The organism is Nocardioides aurantiacus (genome assembly GCF_003752505.1).
GTDB lineage: Bacteria > Actinomycetota > Actinomycetes > Propionibacteriales > Nocardioidaceae > Marmoricola > Marmoricola aurantiacus.
Map to the genome: position 1 here is coordinate 1,599,266 of NZ_RKHO01000001.1, position 16,302 is coordinate 1,615,567.

The 16,302-nt window shown below is 73.8% G+C and carries 17 protein-coding genes and 1 tRNA gene; 12 read left to right on the forward strand and 6 right to left on the reverse strand.

Annotated features, from left to right (window positions below; all coding sequences use genetic code 11):
* The first annotated feature begins 26 nt into the window (after nucleotides 1-26).
* On the forward strand, nucleotides 27-662 hold the full coding sequence (locus EDD33_RS07635; protein ID WP_123389819.1) for a hypothetical protein: 636 nt from the start codon (nucleotides 27-29) through the stop codon (nucleotides 660-662).
* A complete protein-coding gene (locus tag EDD33_RS07640; protein WP_246003422.1) occupies nucleotides 659-2,008 on the forward strand; it encodes a DUF2252 domain-containing protein in 1,350 nt (449 codons plus the stop codon). Before EDD33_RS07635 ends, EDD33_RS07640 begins: the two co-directional genes overlap by 4 nt.
* 18 nt (nucleotides 2,009-2,026) lie before the next feature.
* Here EDD33_RS07640 and galK read toward each other — a convergent pair whose 3' ends face one another.
* Complete coding sequence (galK, locus tag EDD33_RS07645; RefSeq protein ID WP_123389821.1) at nucleotides 2,027-3,118, reverse strand: galactokinase; 1,092 nt, start codon at nucleotides 3,116-3,118, stop codon at nucleotides 2,027-2,029.
* Nucleotides 3,119-3,178: 60 nt separating this feature from the next.
* Between galK and EDD33_RS07650 the strand changes: the two genes are divergently transcribed.
* The 3 genes from EDD33_RS07650 (at nucleotide 3,179) to EDD33_RS07660 (ending at nucleotide 5,630) form a co-directional block, all read left to right on the forward strand.
* Nucleotides 3,179-4,621 carry a GuaB1 family IMP dehydrogenase-related protein gene (locus EDD33_RS07650; protein ID WP_123393167.1) on the forward strand — a complete coding sequence of 481 codons (1,443 nt, stop codon included), beginning with the start codon at nucleotides 3,179-3,181 and terminating at the stop codon, nucleotides 4,619-4,621.
* Nucleotides 4,622-4,675: 54 nt separating this feature from the next.
* A tRNA-Leu gene (locus tag EDD33_RS07655) sits at nucleotides 4,676-4,760 on the forward strand.
* 192 nt (nucleotides 4,761-4,952) lie between these two features.
* A complete protein-coding gene (locus EDD33_RS07660; protein WP_123389826.1) occupies nucleotides 4,953-5,630 on the forward strand; it encodes an AMIN-like domain-containing (lipo)protein in 678 nt (225 codons plus the stop codon).
* Nucleotides 5,631-5,639: 9 nt separating this feature from the next.
* On the opposite strand, the gene EDD33_RS07665 is transcribed toward EDD33_RS07660, so the two are convergent.
* On the reverse strand, nucleotides 5,640-6,302 hold the full coding sequence (locus EDD33_RS07665) for a M23 family metallopeptidase (protein WP_211332458.1): 663 nt from the start codon (nucleotides 6,300-6,302) through the stop codon (nucleotides 5,640-5,642).
* 465 nt (nucleotides 6,303-6,767) lie between these two features.
* Here EDD33_RS07665 and EDD33_RS07670 point away from each other — a divergent pair, with 465 nt between their 5' ends.
* Together EDD33_RS07670 and EDD33_RS07675 are read left to right on the forward strand one after the other, a co-directional pair.
* Nucleotides 6,768-7,130 (forward strand): hypothetical protein, encoded by a 363-nt coding sequence (locus EDD33_RS07670; protein ID WP_123389828.1) that lies wholly within the window; start codon nucleotides 6,768-6,770, stop codon nucleotides 7,128-7,130.
* A gap of 25 nt (nucleotides 7,131-7,155) precedes the next feature.
* Entirely contained in the window at nucleotides 7,156-8,484 is a 1,329-nt protein-coding gene (locus EDD33_RS07675; protein WP_123389833.1) for a M20/M25/M40 family metallo-hydrolase, read from the forward strand.
* Between the two features lie 106 nt (nucleotides 8,485-8,590).
* On the opposite strand, the gene EDD33_RS07680 is transcribed toward EDD33_RS07675, so the two are convergent.
* Nucleotides 8,591-8,827 carry a DUF5703 family protein gene (locus EDD33_RS07680; protein WP_425463843.1) on the reverse strand — a complete coding sequence of 79 codons (237 nt, stop codon included), beginning with the start codon at nucleotides 8,825-8,827 and terminating at the stop codon, nucleotides 8,591-8,593.
* The gene (locus tag EDD33_RS07685; RefSeq protein WP_123389834.1) at nucleotides 8,824-9,792 is read right to left on the reverse strand and encodes an aldo/keto reductase; all 969 of its coding nucleotides are present in this window, start codon (nucleotides 9,790-9,792) and stop codon (nucleotides 8,824-8,826) included. Before EDD33_RS07685 ends, EDD33_RS07680 begins: the two co-directional genes overlap by 4 nt.
* Nucleotides 9,793-9,885: 93 nt before the next feature.
* On the opposite strand from EDD33_RS07685, the gene EDD33_RS07690 reads away from it, so the two are divergent.
* Entirely contained in the window at nucleotides 9,886-10,710 is an 825-nt protein-coding gene (locus tag EDD33_RS07690; RefSeq protein ID WP_123389836.1) for an undecaprenyl-diphosphate phosphatase, read from the forward strand.
* Nucleotides 10,711-10,767: 57 nt separating this feature from the next.
* Here the strand turns inward: EDD33_RS07690 and corA are convergent, their stop codons facing one another.
* On the reverse strand, nucleotides 10,768-11,742 hold the full coding sequence (gene corA / locus EDD33_RS07695; RefSeq protein WP_123389838.1) for a magnesium/cobalt transporter CorA: 975 nt from the start codon (nucleotides 11,740-11,742) through the stop codon (nucleotides 10,768-10,770).
* Nucleotides 11,743-11,773: 31 nt separating this feature from the next.
* Between corA and EDD33_RS07700 the strand changes: the two genes are divergently transcribed.
* The 4 genes from EDD33_RS07700 to mshC are packed head-to-tail and all read left to right on the forward strand — an operon-like array spanning nucleotide 11,774 to nucleotide 15,193.
* Nucleotides 11,774-12,481, forward strand: a complete 708-nt coding sequence (locus EDD33_RS07700; protein WP_123389840.1) for an MSMEG_4193 family putative phosphomutase — start codon at nucleotides 11,774-11,776, stop codon at nucleotides 12,479-12,481.
* A 9-nt stretch (nucleotides 12,482-12,490) separates the two neighbouring features.
* Nucleotides 12,491-13,081 carry a DUF3090 family protein gene (locus EDD33_RS07705; RefSeq protein WP_123389841.1) on the forward strand — a complete coding sequence of 197 codons (591 nt, stop codon included), beginning with the start codon at nucleotides 12,491-12,493 and terminating at the stop codon, nucleotides 13,079-13,081.
* 22 nt (nucleotides 13,082-13,103) lie between these two features.
* Nucleotides 13,104-13,907, forward strand: a complete 804-nt coding sequence (locus EDD33_RS07710) for an SCO1664 family protein (protein ID WP_123389843.1) — start codon at nucleotides 13,104-13,106, stop codon at nucleotides 13,905-13,907.
* Between the two features lie 23 nt (nucleotides 13,908-13,930).
* Nucleotides 13,931-15,193, forward strand: coding sequence for a cysteine--1-D-myo-inosityl 2-amino-2-deoxy-alpha-D-glucopyranoside ligase (gene mshC, locus EDD33_RS07715; protein WP_123389845.1), 1,263 nt, complete (start codon nucleotides 13,931-13,933; stop codon nucleotides 15,191-15,193).
* Between the two features lie 222 nt (nucleotides 15,194-15,415).
* Here mshC and EDD33_RS07720 read toward each other — a convergent pair whose 3' ends face one another.
* Nucleotides 15,416-16,264 carry a PAC2 family protein gene (locus EDD33_RS07720; RefSeq protein ID WP_123389846.1) on the reverse strand — a complete coding sequence of 283 codons (849 nt, stop codon included), beginning with the start codon at nucleotides 16,262-16,264 and terminating at the stop codon, nucleotides 15,416-15,418.
* Nucleotides 16,265-16,302 lie beyond the last annotated feature (38 nt).

Sequence of the window (16,302 nt, forward strand, 5' to 3'; positions counted from 1 at the left end):
AGCCCCCGACGGGGAACGGGAGCGGCATGAAGCTCTACGCCGACCTCCCGCTCCGTCGTGCCCGCCAGGTCGTGGGCGACGTCCTCGTCCTGGTGTGGGTGTGGGTCTGGATCCAGGTGGCGGGCTCGGTGCGCGACGCCACGCTGGAGCTGGCCGGGCCGGGGCGCCGCATCGACGCCTCCGCGACGGACCTCGCCGGTCGGCTGCGCGACGCCGGCGACACCGTCTCGGGCCTGCCGCTGGTGGGCGACGAGGTCCGCAGCCCCTTCGACGGTGCCGGGGGAGCGGCCGAGGGCATCGCGGGCGCGGGCCGTGACCAGGTCGCCGCGGTGGAGTCGCTCGCCCACTGGCTGGGGATCACCGTGGCGGTCGTGCCGATCCTGCTCGTGCTGCTGCTCTGGCTGCCCGGCCGGGTCCGCTTCGTACGCCGCGCCACCGCCGGGCAGCGGTTCCTCGACGCCCGCGCCGACCTCGACCTGTTCGCGCTGCGGGCGATGGCCCACCAGCCGCTGCACGTCCTCGCCCGCGTCGACGACGACCCCGCGGGGGCGTGGCGCCGCGGCGACGCCGACGTCGTCGACCGACTGGCCCGGCTCGAGCTGAGGTCGGTGGGGCTGAAACCGCCGGTCGGCGGGGCGAGGGGTGGCAGGGTGGACGCGTGACCGACGCCACCACCGACGCCCGCGCCGACGAGCCCTCGGACCCCCAGGCCCGCACCGACCTCATCGTCTCGGTGTTCAAGGACGCCTTCGCCCCGCTGATGAAGGCCGACCCCCAGGCGTTCCGCTTCAAGTACCGCAAGATGGCGGCCAGCCCGCACGCCTTCTACCGCGGCTCCGCCTGCCTGTTCTACGCCGACATGACCGGCGTGGACGACGAGTGGATCGACGAGCGCACCGGTGCGATCTGGATCCACGGCGACCTGCACGTGGAGAACTTCGGCACCTACCTCAACTCTGACGGCCGGCTCGTGTTCGACATCAACGACTTCGACGAGGCCTACATCGGCCACTACACGTGGGACCTGCGTCGGTTCGCCGCCAGCCTGGCCCTGATGGCGTGGCAGAAGGCGCTGCCGGCCGCCGACGTCGAGGCGCTCGTACGCCGCTTCCTGCGCGGCTACCTCTCCCAGGTCGACCACTACGCCTCCACCGCGGACGACGAGGACTTCGCGCTGCACCTGGCCAACACCGAGGGCCCGATCCTCAACGCCCTGCTGAGCGCCCGCGCCATCAAGCGGGCCGACCTGCTCGACGGCATGACCCACATCGAGGAGGGGGTGCGGGTGTTCACGCCCGACCACTCGATCCGGATGCTGCCCGACGCCGAGCGCGCGGCCGTCGAGGCGGCGTTCGCGGCGTACCTCGAGACGATCCCGGCCTCCAAGCGCTTCGACCGCTCGCTGTTCTACGACCTGCGCGACGCGGTGGGCAAGTCGGGCTTCGGCATCGGCAGCGCCGGGCTCCCGGCGTACAACCTGCTGGTGGAGGGCTACAGCCAGGCGCTCGACAACGACGTCGTGCTGTCGATGAAACAGGCCAACGTCCCCGCGCTGAGCCGGTTCCAGGACTCCGCGACCATCGAGGGCTACTTCGAGCACGAGGGCCACCGCACGGTGGTCAGCCAGCGTGCGCTGCAGGTGCACACCGATCCGTTGCTGGGTCACACCGAGATGGGCGGCACCGGCTACGTCGTCTCGGAGATCTCGCCCTACGAGGTCGACCTCGACTGGGACGACATCACCGAGCCCGACGACATCGCCGCCGTCGTGGAGCTGCTCGGCCGGGCGACGGCCAAGATCCACTGCGCCTCGGACGAGGACAGCGACCAGGACCTCGTCGACTTCCAGGTCGAGGAGGCCATCGTGGCCTCGTTGAAGGGCCGCCGGCGCGCGTTCGCCGACCACCTCGTGGAGTTCGCCGTGACCTACGCCGAGACGGTGCGCACCGACCACGCGCTGTTCGTCGATGCCTTCCGCAGCGGCCAGATCGGCGTCGCCGCGACCTGAGGCGTCGACCCGGGGTCCTCAGCGGACGTGGGCGCCGGGTCCGGGGGAGGCGTCGATGAAGTCCGGCGGGGTCCAGCCGCGGAGCACGAACGCATGGGTGAGCGCCGAGCGCACGGCGGTGAGCCGCTCGACCGGGACCAGCGCGATCGCGGAGCCGCCGAACCCGCCCCCGGTCATCCGGGCCCCGAGGGCACCGGCCTCGCGGGCCACCTCGACCGCGACGTCGAGCTCCTCGCAGGAGACCTCGTAGTCGTCGCGCAGCGAGGCGTGCGAGGCGTCCAGCAGCGGACCCAGCAGGTCCCAGCGGTCGGCGCGCAGCGCCTCCACGAAGGCGTCGACGCGACGGACCTCGGAGACGACGTGGCGGGCGCGGCGCAGCAGCGGCTCCTCGAGCCCGGCCTGCTCCAGCGCGGCGGGGGAGGCCTCGGCCAGGGTGGTCACCCCGAGGAGGCGCGCGGCCTCCCACGCCTGGTCGCGGCGCGCCTCGTAGCCGCCGTCGGTGAGCTCGTGGCTGACCCGGGTGTCGATCACCAGCACCCCGAGGTCGTGGGAGGCGGGGTCGAAGCGCACCTGCTCGCGGGCACCGCTGCCGAAGTCGAGCAGCAGCGCGTGGTGCTCCTCGGCGTGCACCGAGACCGCCTGGTCGAGGCCACCGGTCGGGGCCCCGACCGTCTCGGACTCCGCGCGGACGCTCGCCTGCTCCAGCTGCTCGGGGGTGCGGCCGAGGTCGAGCAATGCGTCCACGGCGTACGCCACGCTGCACTCCAGCGCCGCGGAGCTCGACAACCCGGCGCCGATGGGCACGTCGCTGCTGATGGCCACGTCGAGGCCCTGGGTGACGTCCAGCGCGAGCACCACGCCGGCGACGTACCTCACCCAGCCGGGGGCGTCGTCGAGGGCGTCGACCCGGCCCTCCCAGGCCTCGTCGCGGCTGGTGACACGCAACCGGTCGTCGTCGCGCCGCCCGACGCGGGCCGTGGTGGCCTGCCGCAGCGCGAACGGCAGGCAGCGACCGCCGTTGTAGTCGACGTGCTCGCCGATCAGGTTGACGCGGCCGGGGGCGACCCCCGTGGTCGTGGCGGACGGGGCGGCGGGCTCGTGGTCGGGCACCGGGTCACCCTAGGGCGGACCCCGGCGCGTGGTCGGGGGCGGCGCGTAGATTGCGTGACCGTGCGCTTCCTCGACGACCACCGCCCGCCGTACGACCTGACCTACGACGACGTCTTCATGGTGCCGGCCCGCTCCGCGGTCGCCAGCCGCTACGACGTCGACCTGGCCCAACGGCCCGGCGACGGGACCGGCACCACCGTGCCGCTCGTGGTCGCCAACATGACGGCCGTCGCGGGGCGCCGGATGGCCGAGACCGTGGCGCGGCGCGGCGGTCTCGTCGTCGTGCCCCAGGACGTCCCGCTCGACGTCGTGGCCGACGTGGTCGGCTGGGTCAAGGAGCGGCACACGGTCTTCGAGACCCCCATCGTGCTCGACCCGCACCACACCGTGAGCGACGCGCTGGCGTTGCTGCCCAAGCGCGCGCACCGGGCGGCGGTCGTGCTCGAGGGCGGTCGCCCCGTCGGCGTCGTGACCGAGGCCGACTGCCTCGGGGTCGACCGCTTCACCCAGGTCGCCGACGTGATGACCACCGACATGACGACGCTCGAGGCGACCATGGAGCCGCGGGAGGCCTTCGACGTCCTGCACGCCTCACGGCACCGGCTCGCCCCGGCCGTCGACGACGACGGCACGCTGGTCGGCATCCTGACCCGCACCGGCGCGCTGCGCTCGACGATCTACGCCCCGGCCGTCGACGCGCAGGGACGGCTGCGCATCGCGGCGGCGGTCGGCGTCAACGGCGACGTGGCCGGCAAGGCCGCGCGGCTGCTCGAGCTGGGCGTCGACACCCTCGTGGTCGACACCGCCCACGGCCACCAGGAGCGGATGCTCGAGGCGTTGCGCGCCGTGCGCGCGCTCGGCCCCGGCGTGCCGGTCGTGGCGGGCAACGTGGTCTCGGCCGACGGGGTCCGCGACCTCGTCGAGGCCGGGGCCGACATCGTCAAGGTCGGCGTCGGCCCCGGCGCCATGTGCACGACCCGGATGATGACCGGTGTGGGGCGCCCGCAGCTGAGCGCGGTGCTCGAGTGCGCCACGGCCGCTCGTGAGCTGGGCAAGCACGTGTGGGCCGACGGTGGTGTGCGCCACCCCCGTGACGTGGCGCTGGCCCTGGCCGCCGGCGCCTCGCAGGTGATGGTGGGCTCGTGGTTCGCGGGCACCCACGAGTCGCCCGGTGACCTCCACGTCGGCGCCGACGGCCGCGCCTACAAGGAGAGCTTCGGCATGGCCTCGGCCCGCGCCGTGGCCAACCGCACCTCGACCGAGACCGCGTTCGACCGTGCCCGCAAGGGTCTCTACGAGGAGGGCATCTCCTCCTCGCGGATGTTCCTCGACCCGGTCCGGCCGGGCGTGGAGGACCTCGTCGACGAGATCTGCTCGGGCGTCCGCTCCGCAGCGACCTACGCCGGGGCCCACGACCTCGCCGAGCTGCACGACCGCGCGGTGCTCGGCGTGCAGTCCGCTGCCGGCTTCGCCGAGGGCCGGCCGCTGCCCGGAGGCTGGTGAGGGGGTGCCCGATTGGTCGCCGGCCCCGGCACCTTGGTAGTGTTCCCCTCGCTCGTCCGGGTGGCGGAATAGGCAGACGCGCTAGCTTGAGGTGCTAGTCCCCGTATAGGGGGTGGGGGTTCAAGTCCCCCCTCGGACACACACAGAAGGGCCCCGCTCCGCGGGGCCCTTCGTCGTGCCACGGGTCGCTCTGTCAGCGGTGGGGCGCCTCCGGAGCACAACGACCGTGCTCACGGGAACGGGCGGGAACGAGGTACGACGGGGCGTCGCGACCGCCCGGCCCGGCTCGGTGCGCTAGTTTCCGCGGACCGGAACCCACTCGGAGGCACCCATGCGCAGGTCCACGGCAGCACCCGCCCTGATCGGCCTCGTGCTGCTCGTCGGGACCGCCGGCTGCGGCGGCGACGGGTCGCCGGCCTCGGAGCCGTCGGGCTCGTCCTCTCCCGGTGCGTCCGCCTCGGCATCGGACTCTGCCTCGGACTCCGCGTCCGACTCCCCGTCGGGGACGACCTCGCCGACGCCGTCCGGGACCTCCTCGACCTCGGGCGCCCCCGCGACCACCCCGTCCTTCCCGGCGGACGTCCGTCCCGACGAGGGCGGCCAGGGCGAGGGCAACGGGCTCGGGGTCACGAACGTGCGCGTCGGGCGGCAGGACGGCTTCGACCGCGTCGTCTTCGACCTCGGCGGCACCGGCACCCCCGGCTGGCGGGTGGCCTACGTCGCCCGGCCGGTCCAGGACGGGTCCGGCGAGCCGGTGCGGCTCCGGGGCTCGGCGTACCTCCAGGTCGACCTCCGCGGGATGGGGATGCCCTTCGACACCGGCGTCCCGGAGTTCGGCGACAGCAGCACCCGCGTCGACGGCACCGGCGGCATCGCCCAGGTCGCCCCCGGCTCGGTCTTCGAGGGACAGCAGCAGGCGTTCATCGGCCTCACCGGCTCCCGGCGTCCGTTCCGCGCCTTCGCGCTGACCGACCCCACCCGCGTCGTGGTCGACGTCCGCCGCGACTAGCCACCGCCGCTAGGCAGCAAGCCCCCGGTCGCGCAGCCACTGGTCGGGGTCGACCGGGGCGTCGCCCGTGGGGTGCACCTCGAGGTGGAGGTGGGGCCCGGTCACGTTGCCGGTGGAGCCGACCCGACCGATCGGGGTGCCGGGGCCGACGCGCTGGCCCGGCTCGGCGACGAAGGCGCTCTGGTGGCAGTACCAGAGCTCGGTGCCGTCGTCGAGGCGCACGACCGTCTTGTTGCCGAAGGCGCCGTCGGACTCGGCCGAGACCACCGTGCCGGGACCGATCGCGACCAGCGGTGTGCCCTCGGGTGCGGCGAAGTCGAGACCGGTGTGGCTGCTGGACCACAGCGAGCTGGAGGCACCGAACCGCCCGGTGAGGTGGTACGCCGCGACGGGGAGCTGCCACGGCGGGGGCTTCTCCTCCAGCTCGGTGCCGCCCACCACCCGGGCGGGCGGCACCAGCGCCGCCAGGCCGGCGGGGGAGAGGGCGGGCTCGCCGACGCGCGTGCGGTCGGCGGCGCGGAGGACGGCCTCGGTGCCGGCGTCGCGGCCGGCAGCGTCCTCGGTGGCGGCGACGGCGGAGCCGGGTGCGGCGAGGAGCAGCAGGGAGGGGATCGCCAACGGCAGCACGAACAGACGTCGTCGCGACCCGGGCATGACGGAGATCAGGGGCATGGTGAGGGGGTGACACCTCGAGGCGCCGCGGTGGACGGGTGGGCGGCCGAGTCCGCCTGCCGTGGTGGCCCGCGTGGTCGGGGCGCACCGCTGCTCGTGGGAGGAGTCCTGAGGTCGGGGTCACCGCGGCCCGCACGAGCAGGTGGGGCGCATCTCGGGCGCGCGGCTCTGGTCTGGTGCGACGCCGGCGCACGGGGCGTCCGGACCACCCGTACGGGTGCGTCGCCCGTCCAGTGAGACAGGTCGGGTCCGCAGGCGCAAACCGGGATGTCGGCCCCGTCACACGATCCGGAGCGGCCCACGCTCAGCGGGTGAGCAAGGTCACCGGAGCGCAGCGGGTCCCACCCGGGCTTTCCTTCCCGGGCCCCGGGGATGCAAACGTCGACACACCTGCGGGCTAGACAGGTGGAGGGCGCGCGCGTCGCAGGCTGGGCGTCGGTCCGGGTGCCGCTTAGCCTCGACCCCATGGACGACACGCACGCCCCGACCGTGGGGGCCGGCATCGGCAGCACCGCCCTCGGGCGGCTGCAGCTGCGCGTCCCCGACGACGGCGGCTTCGAGGACGTCGTCGTCGAGCGTCGGTGGCCCGACATGGTCGCCGCGCGGGCGTGGTGCGAGCGCACCATCGCGCGGTCGAGCGCCGGCACCACCGTGATGGAGGTGCAGGTCTTCGAGGAGTCGTGGCGGCACGCCAAGTCGTGGGAGACCACGAGGCACCGCCCGGTCGCCGAGGTGCTGCAGCTCGCCGTCGTCGCGGCCGACGGCTCGCTGCGCTGGGCCGAGCCCCGGTCGATGACGCCGCGCGCCGGCGCCCGTCACCTGCTCTGACCCCGCCTGGGGCACGATGGGGCGCATGACGACCCCCGCCTCGGACCCGAGTCCCGCGTCGACGTACGACCCCGCCGCCGAGGTCGTGGAGATCTGCCGCGACCTGATCCGGATGGACACCACCAACTACGGCGACGGCGAGGGGCCGGGGGAGCGCAAGGCCGCCGAGCACGTCGCCTCGCTGCTCGAGGACGTCGGCATCACCACCGAGCTGTGGGAGGCCGAGAGCGGCCGCACCAACGTGCTGGCCCGGTGGGGCGGCGACCAGGGGGAGCCGATGCTCCTGCACGGCCACCTGGACGTGGTGCCGGCGAACGCCGACGACTGGCAGGTCCACCCCTTCAGCGGCGAGGTCCAGGACGGCCAGGTCTGGGGCCGTGGCGCGGTGGACATGAAGGACTTCGACGCGATGCTGCTCTCCACCGTCCGGGCACGGGCCGCGGCGGGCCAGGTGCCCTCCCGGCCGCTGGTGCTCGCGTTCACCGCCGACGAGGAGGCCGGCGGCCACCTCGGGGCCGGTCCGCTCGTGGAGGCCAAGCGGGAGTGGTTCGAGGGCTGCACCTACGCCGTGGGCGAGGTCGGCGGGTTCTCCACCACCGTGCGCGGCCGCCGCCTCTACCTCGTCGAGGCCGCCGAGAAGGGGATGGCCTGGATGCGGCTCACCGCGACCGGCAACGCCGGCCACGGCTCGATGCGGCACCCCGACAACGCCGTCACCCACCTCGCCGAGGCGGTCGCCCGCATCGGCCGCCACCCGTGGCCGGTGACGCTGACCCCCACCATGCAGGTGCTGATGGCGGTCGTCGGCGAGCTCGCCGGGGTGGAGGCCACGCCCGAGAACGCCGAGGAGCTGGTCGAGGAGTTCGGGAGCGCGTCACGGATGCTCGCCGCGGTGCTGAAGCACACCACCAACCCGACGATGCTCGAGGCCGGCTACAAGGTCAACGTCGTGCCCGGCCAGGCCACCGCCCGCATCGACGGCCGCTTCCTGCCCGGCCACCAGGAGGACTTCGTCGCCACGCTCCACGAGCTGGCCGGTCCCCACGTCGAGGTCACCTTCGACAGCCTGCAGGCCGGCCTGGAGACGTCGTACGACGGATCGGTGGCCGAGGCGATGACCGCCTCCCTGCTCGAGGAGGACCCGGACGCCCTCGTGGCGCCCTACCTGATGAGCGGCGGCACCGACGCCAAGCACTTCACCAAGCTGGGCATGCGCGCCTACGGCTTCGCGCCGCTGCGCCTGCCCGAGGACCTCGACTTCACCGGGCTCTTCCACGGGGTCGACGAGCGGGTGCCGGTCGACGCGCTGGAGTTCGGGGCGCGGGTCTTCGACAGGTTTCTCGGCAAGCTCTGAGCCCCGGCACGCTCTGAGCCCTCGGCAAGCTCTGAGACCCTCGGCACGCCCTGAGGCCCTCGGCACGCTCCGGGCCCCCGACGGGTCGGACCGGCGGGCCCGCGCCTCAGACGAAGACGGTGCGCTGCCGGATGATCCGGCGGCGCAGCAGCACCCGGCGGGTGCCGTCGTGCTTGATCTGCACCCGATCCAGCTCCCAGCCGCCGTGCTCGGCACGCTCGACGAGCATCCGGGTGACGGCGGTGCGGGAGTGCTCGCGGGAGATCAGCAGCTTCTCGAACTCGTACTCCACGCCCGGGCGGAGCGCGCGGTGCTGCATCCGGCGGGCCTTGGCCGACGTCATCTGGTGGTCTCCTCCTCGGGTGTGGACGACACGTCCTCGAGCGCGGTGACGATCTCGGCGGGGAGGGTGCACTCCTCGACGCCGAGGGCGTCGCGCAGCTGGGCCGCGGTGCGGGCCCCCACCACCGGCGCCACGACGCCGGGGCGGTCCCGCACCCACGTCAACGCCACCTCCAGCGGAGTCCATCCCAGTCCGTCGGCCGCCTTGACGACGGCCTCGACCACGCGCGCCGAGCGCTCGTCGAGGTAGCGGCCCACGAAGCCGCCGAAGTGCGGCGAGGCGGCCCGGGAGTCCGCCGGGGTGCCGCCGCGGTACTTGCCCGTGAGCACCCCCCGGCCCAGCGGTGACCAGGGCAGCAGCCCCAGGCCCAGCGCCTGCGCCGCCGGCACGACCTCGGCCTCCACGGCGCGGTTGAGCAGGGAGTACTCCACCTGGTGGGCGGCCAGCACCGCCCGCCCCGGCACGGCACGCTGCCAGGTCGCGGCCTGGGCGGACTGCCACCCGGAGTAGTTGCTGATCCCGACGTACGCCGTCCGGCCGGTCGTCACGGCCAGGTCGAGCGCCGCGAGCGTCTCCTCCAGCGGCACCCGGTCGCTCCAGGTGTGCACCTGCCAGAGGTCGACGTGGTCCACGCCGAGCCGGGCCAGGGAGGCGTCGAGCGAGGCGAGCAGGTGGCGGCGGGAGACGTCGACGTAGCGCTCGCCGCGCCGACGGCCGACCCCGGCCTTGGTCGCGATGACCACGTCGTCGCGGGCCACCACGTCGCCGACCAGGCGGCCCAGCAGCCGCTCGGAGTCGCCGTCGGTGTAGCCGGCGGCGGTGTCGACCAGGGTCCCGCCGGCGCCGGTGAAGGCCGCGAGCTGCTCGCGGGCCTCGTGCTCGTCGGTGTCCCGGCCCCAGGTCATCGTCCCCAGGGCGAGCCGGGAGACCGAGAGCCCGGTCTGCCCGACGTACCGCGTCCGCATGCCCGCACGCTATCCAGGCCGCCCGCGCAGCCGGTCCGCGGCTCGCCGGGCGGGGTCGGGTGAGGTGCGGCTGGACGTTCCTAGACTGCTCCGGTGCTCGATCTCCTCAAGGCCGTCGTCCTGGGCCTCATCCAGGGACTCACCGAGTTCCTGCCCGTCTCCAGCAGCGCCCACCTCCGGATCTTCCCGGAGTGGTTCGGCTGGGGCGACCCCGGAGCCGCGTTCACCGCGGTGATCCAGATCGGCACCGAGCTGGCGGTGCTCATCTACTTCCGCAAGGACATCTGGCGCATCGCCAGCACCTGGGTGCGGTCGCTGTTCCGGCCCGAGTACCGCGGCCACGCCGACGCCCGGATGGGGTGGTACGTCATCGTCGGCTCGCTGCCGATCGTGCTGCTCGGCATCGCGCTCAAGGACGTGATCGAGCGCGACTTCCGCAACCTGTGGATCATCGCCGCCGCGCTGATCGTCATGGGCGTGATCCTCGGCGTCGCCGACCGGACCGCCACCCAGAGCCGCGAGCTCAAGCAGATCGGTCTCAAGCACGCGCTGCTGCTCGGCGGTGCGCAGGCGCTGGCGCTGGTGCCGGGGGTCTCGCGCTCCGGCGCGACGATCTCGATGGGGCTGTTCCTCGGCCTGACCCGTGAGGCGGCGACCCGGTTCGCGTTCCTGCTGGCCATCCCCGCGGTCGTCGGCGCCGGGCTGTTCGAGCTCAAGGAGATCCCCGACGGCGAGAACACCTACGGCTGGGGCCCCACCATCGTGGCGACCATCGTGTCCTTCGTCGTCGGGTACGCCGCGATCGCGTGGCTGCTGCGCTACGTCTCGACCCGGTCCTACGCGCCGTTCGTGGTCTACCGGATCGCGCTGGGCCTGCTCACCATGGGCCTGCTCGCCGCCGGGGTCCTCAGCGCCTGACCGCTGTCCGCCCCGGCCGCGCCGACCCCGGCCGCGCCGACCCCGGCCGCGCCGGGCTCACAGCCAGCCGGAGCGCTTGCTGATCAGGAACACGGTCAGCGAGCTCAGCAGCATCAGCCCGAGCGCCCACGGGTAGCCGTAGAGCCAGTGCAGCTCGGGCATGCGGTCGAAGTTCATGCCGTAGATGCCCGCCACCAGGGTGGGCGCCGCGATCAGGCCGATGGCGGCCGAGATGCGACGGGTGTCGTCGTTCTGCTGGATCGAGATCTGCGCCAGGTGCGCGTCGAAGGCCGTGGAGAGCAGCGAGTCGAGGGTGTCGATGGTGTCGGCCACCCGCGCGAGGTGGTCGGCGACGTCGCGGAAGTAGGGGCCGGCCTCGGTGTGGACGCCGTTGCCGGTGGCGAACCGGTTCATCGGCTCGCGCAGCGGCAGCACCGCCCGGCGCATCTCGGCGAGCTCGCGCTTGAGCACGTAGATCCGGGCGCTGTCGTTGGTGCGGGTGTCGGAGAACACCGACTCCTCGACCTCGTCGACGTCCTCCTGCAGCGAGTTGGCGACGTCCTCGTAGCGGTCGACCACGTCGTCGCAGACGGCGTACAGCACCGCGGAGGGGCCGTGGACCAGCACGTGGCTGTTGGCCTCGAGGCGGCGCCGTGCCTCGGTCAGCGACGCGCCCTCGCCGTGACGGACGGTGACGATGAAGCCGGGTCCGACGAACAGGCTGATCTCCCCGGTCTCGACGGCGTCCTGCGCGTCGACGTACCAGAGCGTCTTGAGCACGACGAACATCGAGTCGGCGTAGCGCTCGACCTTGGGTCGCTGGTGCGCCGAGAGCGCGTCCTCCACGGCCAGCTCGTGCAGGCCGTAGAGCTCCGCCACCCGGGCCAGCTCCTCGCCGGTCGGGTCGTGCAGCCCCACCCAGGTGAAGTCCTGAGGCTCCGAGACGCTGCCGCGCACGGCGGTCAGGTCGCCCGGCTCGCAGCCCAGCTCGACCCGCCTGCCGTCGCGGTAGAGGGCGTTGTCGACGATCACCCGAGCAAGATACGACGGCTACGCTCCGGGCATGGCAACGGTGATCCTGGCGCGTCACGGGCGGACGGCGGCGAACGCGACCGGGGTGCTCGCCGGACGCACGCCGGGGGTCCACCTCGACGACACCGGGAAGCAGCAGGCGCAGCGCGCGGCCGAGCGGCTCGCGGGCCTGACGTTCGCCGGCGTGGTGAGCAGCCCGCTGCAGCGGTGCCGCGAGACCGCCCGGCTGCTGGCGCCCGACCTCCGGCCGGTCACCGAGCAGCGGCTCTCGGAGTGCGACTACGGCGAGTGGACCGGCCGGGAGCTGAAGACGCTGGCCAAGGAGAAGCTCTGGCGCACCGTCCAGGCCCAGCCGTCGGCCGCGCGGTTCCCGGGCGGCGAGTCGCTGCAGGAGATGTCGGCGCGGGCCGTGGCCGCGGTCCGCGAGCGCGACGCGGCGTACGACGCGGAGGCCGGAGGCGACGCGGTCTGGCTGGCCGTCTCGCACGGCGACGTCATCAAGGCCGTGCTGGCCGACGCGCTCGGGATGCACCTGGACGCCTTCCAGCGCATCATGGTCGACCCGGCGAGTCTGTCGGTGGTGCGCTACACCCCCGAGCGGGCCTTCGTGGTGACGATGAACTCCAGCTCGGGCCCGCTGGGTCACCTGGCCCCGCCGCCAGGGCGTAAGCGGCGGCGCAGCTCGGACGCGGCGGTCGGCGGGGGAGCGGGCCCCGAGGCCGCTTCCGCGACGTCCTAGAGTCGAGCCATGCCCGTCGTCCACAGCTTCGACCCGCCCGACCGCTTCGTGCCGGGGACGGTCGGTGAGCCCGGGTCGCGCACGTTCTTCCTGCAGGCCCGGTCGGGCGCCCAGCTGACCTCGGTGTCGCTGGAGAAGCAGCAGGTGCAGATCCTCGGCGAGCGCATCGCCGAGCTGCTCGACGAGCTGATCGCGACCGCCGAGCCCCGCGACACGGTGCCCGCCGTGACCCCGGTGTCGATGATCGACAACGACCCGCTCGAGCAGCCCATCGAGGAGGAGTTCCGCGCCGGCACCATCACGCTGTCGTGGGACGCCGACGACGAGCGGGTGGTCGTCGAGGTCTTCCCGGTGGCCGAGGTCGAGATCGAGGTGCCGGTCGAGGCGGCCGAGCAGGAGCTGATCGACCTGCCCATCGAGGAGCCCGAGCCCGACGAGCTGCTGCTGGTGCGGATGACGGCCGCCATGGCCCGGGCGTTCGCCGCCCGCGCCGAGTCGGTCGTCGCCGCCGGTCGGGCCCCGTGCCCGCTGTGCGGTGGCCCGCTCGACCCCGAGGGGCACCTGTGCCCGCGGGCCAACGGCTACCGCCGCAGCGCCTGACCGCACCCGCATGGACCCCGCCATGGAACCCGCGCCCGGACCCGTCGCCGACGAGGCGCTGCTCGAGGCCGAGCTGCACGTGCAGGGCCGGATCATGCCGGCCTCCAACCAGACCTTCCTGGCCACGCTCGGAGAGGACGGTCCGCGGTGCGTCTACAAGCCCGTGTCCGGCGAGCGGCCGCTGTGGGACTTCCCGCACGGCACCCTGGCCGAGCGGGAGTACGCCGCCTGGGTGGTCTCGGACCACCTCGGCTGGGACGTCGTGCCGCCCACCGTGCTGCGTGAGGGACCCGTCGGCCGCGGCATGGTGCAGCTGTGGCGCGAGCCCGTGGCCGGTCCCGACGACGTGCCCGACACCGTCGACGTGGTCCCCGAGGGCATCGTGCCGCGCGGCTGGCTGCACGTCCTGGACGCCTCCGGCCCCCAGGACGAGCCGGTGATGCTGATCCACGAGGACACCGCGCCGCTGCGCCGGATGGCGGTCTTCGACGTCGTCACCAACAACACCGACCGCAAGGGCGGCCACGTCCTGGCCATGGCCGACGGGCACCGCCACGGCGTCGACCACGGCGTCTGCTTCCACCACGAGGACAAGCTCCGCACCGTGCTGTGGGGCTGGGCCGGCCAGGCGTTGACCGACGAGGAGCGCGACGGCGTCGAGGACGTCCTGCTCGGCCTCCACGGCGAGCTCCGGGAACGGCTCGAGGAGCTGCTCGCCGTCCACGAGGTCGACGCGGCCGCCCGCCGCTGCGAGCGGCTGCTGCGCGCCGGGAGCTTCCCGGTGCCGGCCGGAGGGTGGCCCTCCATCCCCTGGCCGCCGTTCTGAGCCGACCACATACCCTTCGGTCCATGCGTGCGTGGACCTCACCCGGACCGGGACAGCTGCCGGCGGGGGCCCGTGGCCCGGAGGTCGCGGTGCACGACAGTGCGACCGGCGGGCTGCGCCCGAGCGTCCCGGAGTCGGGGACGGCGCGGCTCTACGTCTGCGGCATCACGCCGTACGACGCGACGCACCTCGGCCACGCCGCGACCTACGTCGCCTTCGACCTGCTCCAGCGCGCCTGGCGCTCGGCGGGCCACGACGTGCGCTACGTGCAGAACGTCACCGACGTGGACGACCCGCTGCTCGAGCGGGCCACCGCGACCGGCGAGGACTGGACGGCGCTCGCCGAGCGCGAGACCGAGCTGTTCCGCACCGACATGGAGGCGCTGCGGGTGCTGCCGCCCGACGCCTACGTCGGTGCGGTGGAGGCGATCCCGCTCGTGCTCGAGATGGTGGAGCGGCTGCAGGGTCTCGGGGCGACCTACGAGGTCGACGTCGACGGGCCGGGGGAGGACCTCTACTTCCGCGTCACCGACGACCCGCGCTTCGGCACCGTGTCGGGCTGGTCGCGCGAGCAGATGCTGGAGGTCTTCGCCGAGCGCGGCGGCGACCCCGGGCGCCCGGGCAAGCAGGACCCCCTCGACTGCCTGCTGTGGCAGGCCGAGCGCGCCGGCGAGCCCGCGTGGGACAGCGCCCTGGGCCGCGGCCGACCCGGCTGGCACGTGGAGTGCTCGGCCATCGCCCGTCACCACCTCGACACCGCCACCCACGGTCCGATCGACGTGCAGGGCGGTGGCAGCGACCTCGTCTTCCCCCACCACGAGATGAGCGCCTCGGAGGCCCAGGTCGCCGACGGCGGCACCGCCTTCGCGCACGCCTACGTCCACGCCGGCATGGTCGGCCTGGACGGCGCGAAGATGTCGAAGTCCCAGGGCAACCTGGTGCTGGTCTCGAGGCTGCGCGAGTCGGGGCTGGACCCGATGGTGGTCCGGCTGCTGCTGCTCGGCCACCACTACCGCAGCGACTGGATGTGGGACGCCGCCGACGTCGACACGGCCCAGGCCCGGCTCGACGCCTGGCGCTCCGCGGCCTCCCAGTCGGCGGGCGCCCCGACCGGCCCGGTCGTCGAGGACGTCCTGGCCCGCCTGGCCGACGACCTCGACGCCCCCGCCGCCCTCGCGGTCGTCGACTCCTGGGCCGAGGCCACGCTGGCCGGCGAGGAGTCCGAGCCGGGCGCCGGCGAGGCGGTCAGGTCCCTGGTCGACGCGGCCCTCGGCGTACGCCTCTAGCCGCCGACCGGGCACTTCTGCTCACCCAGGACCCGCCGACCGGGCACTTCTGCTCACGCAGGACCCGCCGACCGGGCACTTCTGCTCACGCAGGAGACGCCGACCGGGCACTTCTGCCGACGTACGCCGGGGACCGGCCAGCACCACTGCCCGCTCGGCGGTGTGAGACCGCGCAGAACTGCCCGCTCGGCGGTGTGCGAGCGCGCAGAACTGCCCGGTCGGCTACTCGGGCTTGTCGCGCCGCTTGAGGTAGCGCTCGAACTCCCGGGCGATGGCCTCGCCGCTCGCCTCGGGGAGGTCGGCGGCGTCCTGGCTCTCCTCGAGGTTGCGGACGTACTCCGCGACGTCCTCGTCCTCCTCCGCGAGCTCGGCGACGCCGCGCTCCCAGGCGCGGGCGTCCTCGGGCAGGTCGCCGAGCGGGATGCCGGTCTCCAGCAGGTCCTCGACCTGGCTGAGCAGGGCGAGCGTGGCCTTGGGGCAGGGCGGCTGCGGGAGGTAGTGCGGCACCGCGGCCCAGAACGACACGGCCGCGATGTCCAGGCGCTGGCAGGCGTCCTGGAAGACGCCGACGATCCCGGTCGGCCCCTCGTACGTCGCCGGCTCGAGCTTCAGCCGGTCCTCGAGGTCCAGCTCCGTGGCCGTGCCGCTGACCTGGATCGGGCGGGTGTGGGGCGTCTCGGCCAGCAGCGCGCCGAGCGTGGCGACCAGGCCGACACCGAGGTCGTCGGCGGCCGCGAGCAGCTCGGCGCAGAACTGCCGCCACCGCATGTTGGGCTCGATGCCGCGCAGCAGCACCACGTCGCGGGCCGAGCCCGGCGGCCGGGCGACGTAGAGCTGGGTGGAGGGCCAGGTGATGTGGCGCATCCCCTCGTCGTTGGTGGCGATCAGGGGACGGTTGACCTGGAAGTCGTAGAACTCCTCGGGATCGATGACCGAGACCACCTGCGCGTCCCAGACCTCGATGAGGTGGTCGACGACGCCCGTGGCCGCGCCCGCGGCGTCGTTCCAGCCCTCGAAGGCGGCGATCAGCACGGGGTCCACCAGAGGCGGGACGGACTCGATCTCGATCATCGCCCAACCCTAGTGGGGGGCCTGCGGTGTCAGGATGC

What these genes read in the sequence shown, in the direction of transcription:
- EDD33_RS07685 (WP_123389834.1), bottom strand. Translation starts at nt 9,792, where the DNA reads ATGCGGACGCGGTACGTCGGGCAGACCGGGCTCTCGGTCTCCCGGCTC.
- EDD33_RS07660 (WP_123389826.1), top strand. Translation starts at nt 4,953, where the DNA reads ATGCGCAGGTCCACGGCAGCACCCGCCCTGATCGGCCTCGTGCTGCTC.
- EDD33_RS07710 (WP_123389843.1), top strand. Translation starts at nt 13,104, where the DNA reads ATGGAACCCGCGCCCGGACCCGTCGCCGACGAGGCGCTGCTCGAGGCC.
- mshC (WP_123389845.1), top strand. Translation starts at nt 13,931, where the DNA reads ATGCGTGCGTGGACCTCACCCGGACCGGGACAGCTGCCGGCGGGGGCC.
- EDD33_RS07680 (WP_425463843.1), bottom strand. Translation starts at nt 8,827, where the DNA reads ATGACGTCGGCCAAGGCCCGCCGGATGCAGCACCGCGCGCTCCGCCCG.
- EDD33_RS07670 (WP_123389828.1), top strand. Translation starts at nt 6,768, where the DNA reads ATGGACGACACGCACGCCCCGACCGTGGGGGCCGGCATCGGCAGCACC.
- EDD33_RS07720 (WP_123389846.1), bottom strand. Translation starts at nt 16,264, where the DNA reads ATGATCGAGATCGAGTCCGTCCCGCCTCTGGTGGACCCCGTGCTGATC.
- EDD33_RS07675 (WP_123389833.1), top strand. Translation starts at nt 7,156, where the DNA reads ATGACGACCCCCGCCTCGGACCCGAGTCCCGCGTCGACGTACGACCCC.
- EDD33_RS07700 (WP_123389840.1), top strand. Translation starts at nt 11,774, where the DNA reads ATGGCAACGGTGATCCTGGCGCGTCACGGGCGGACGGCGGCGAACGCG.
- EDD33_RS07705 (WP_123389841.1), top strand. Translation starts at nt 12,491, where the DNA reads ATGCCCGTCGTCCACAGCTTCGACCCGCCCGACCGCTTCGTGCCGGGG.
- EDD33_RS07665 (WP_211332458.1), bottom strand. Translation starts at nt 6,302, where the DNA reads ATGCCCCTGATCTCCGTCATGCCCGGGTCGCGACGACGTCTGTTCGTG.
- EDD33_RS07635 (WP_123389819.1), top strand. Translation starts at nt 27, where the DNA reads ATGAAGCTCTACGCCGACCTCCCGCTCCGTCGTGCCCGCCAGGTCGTG.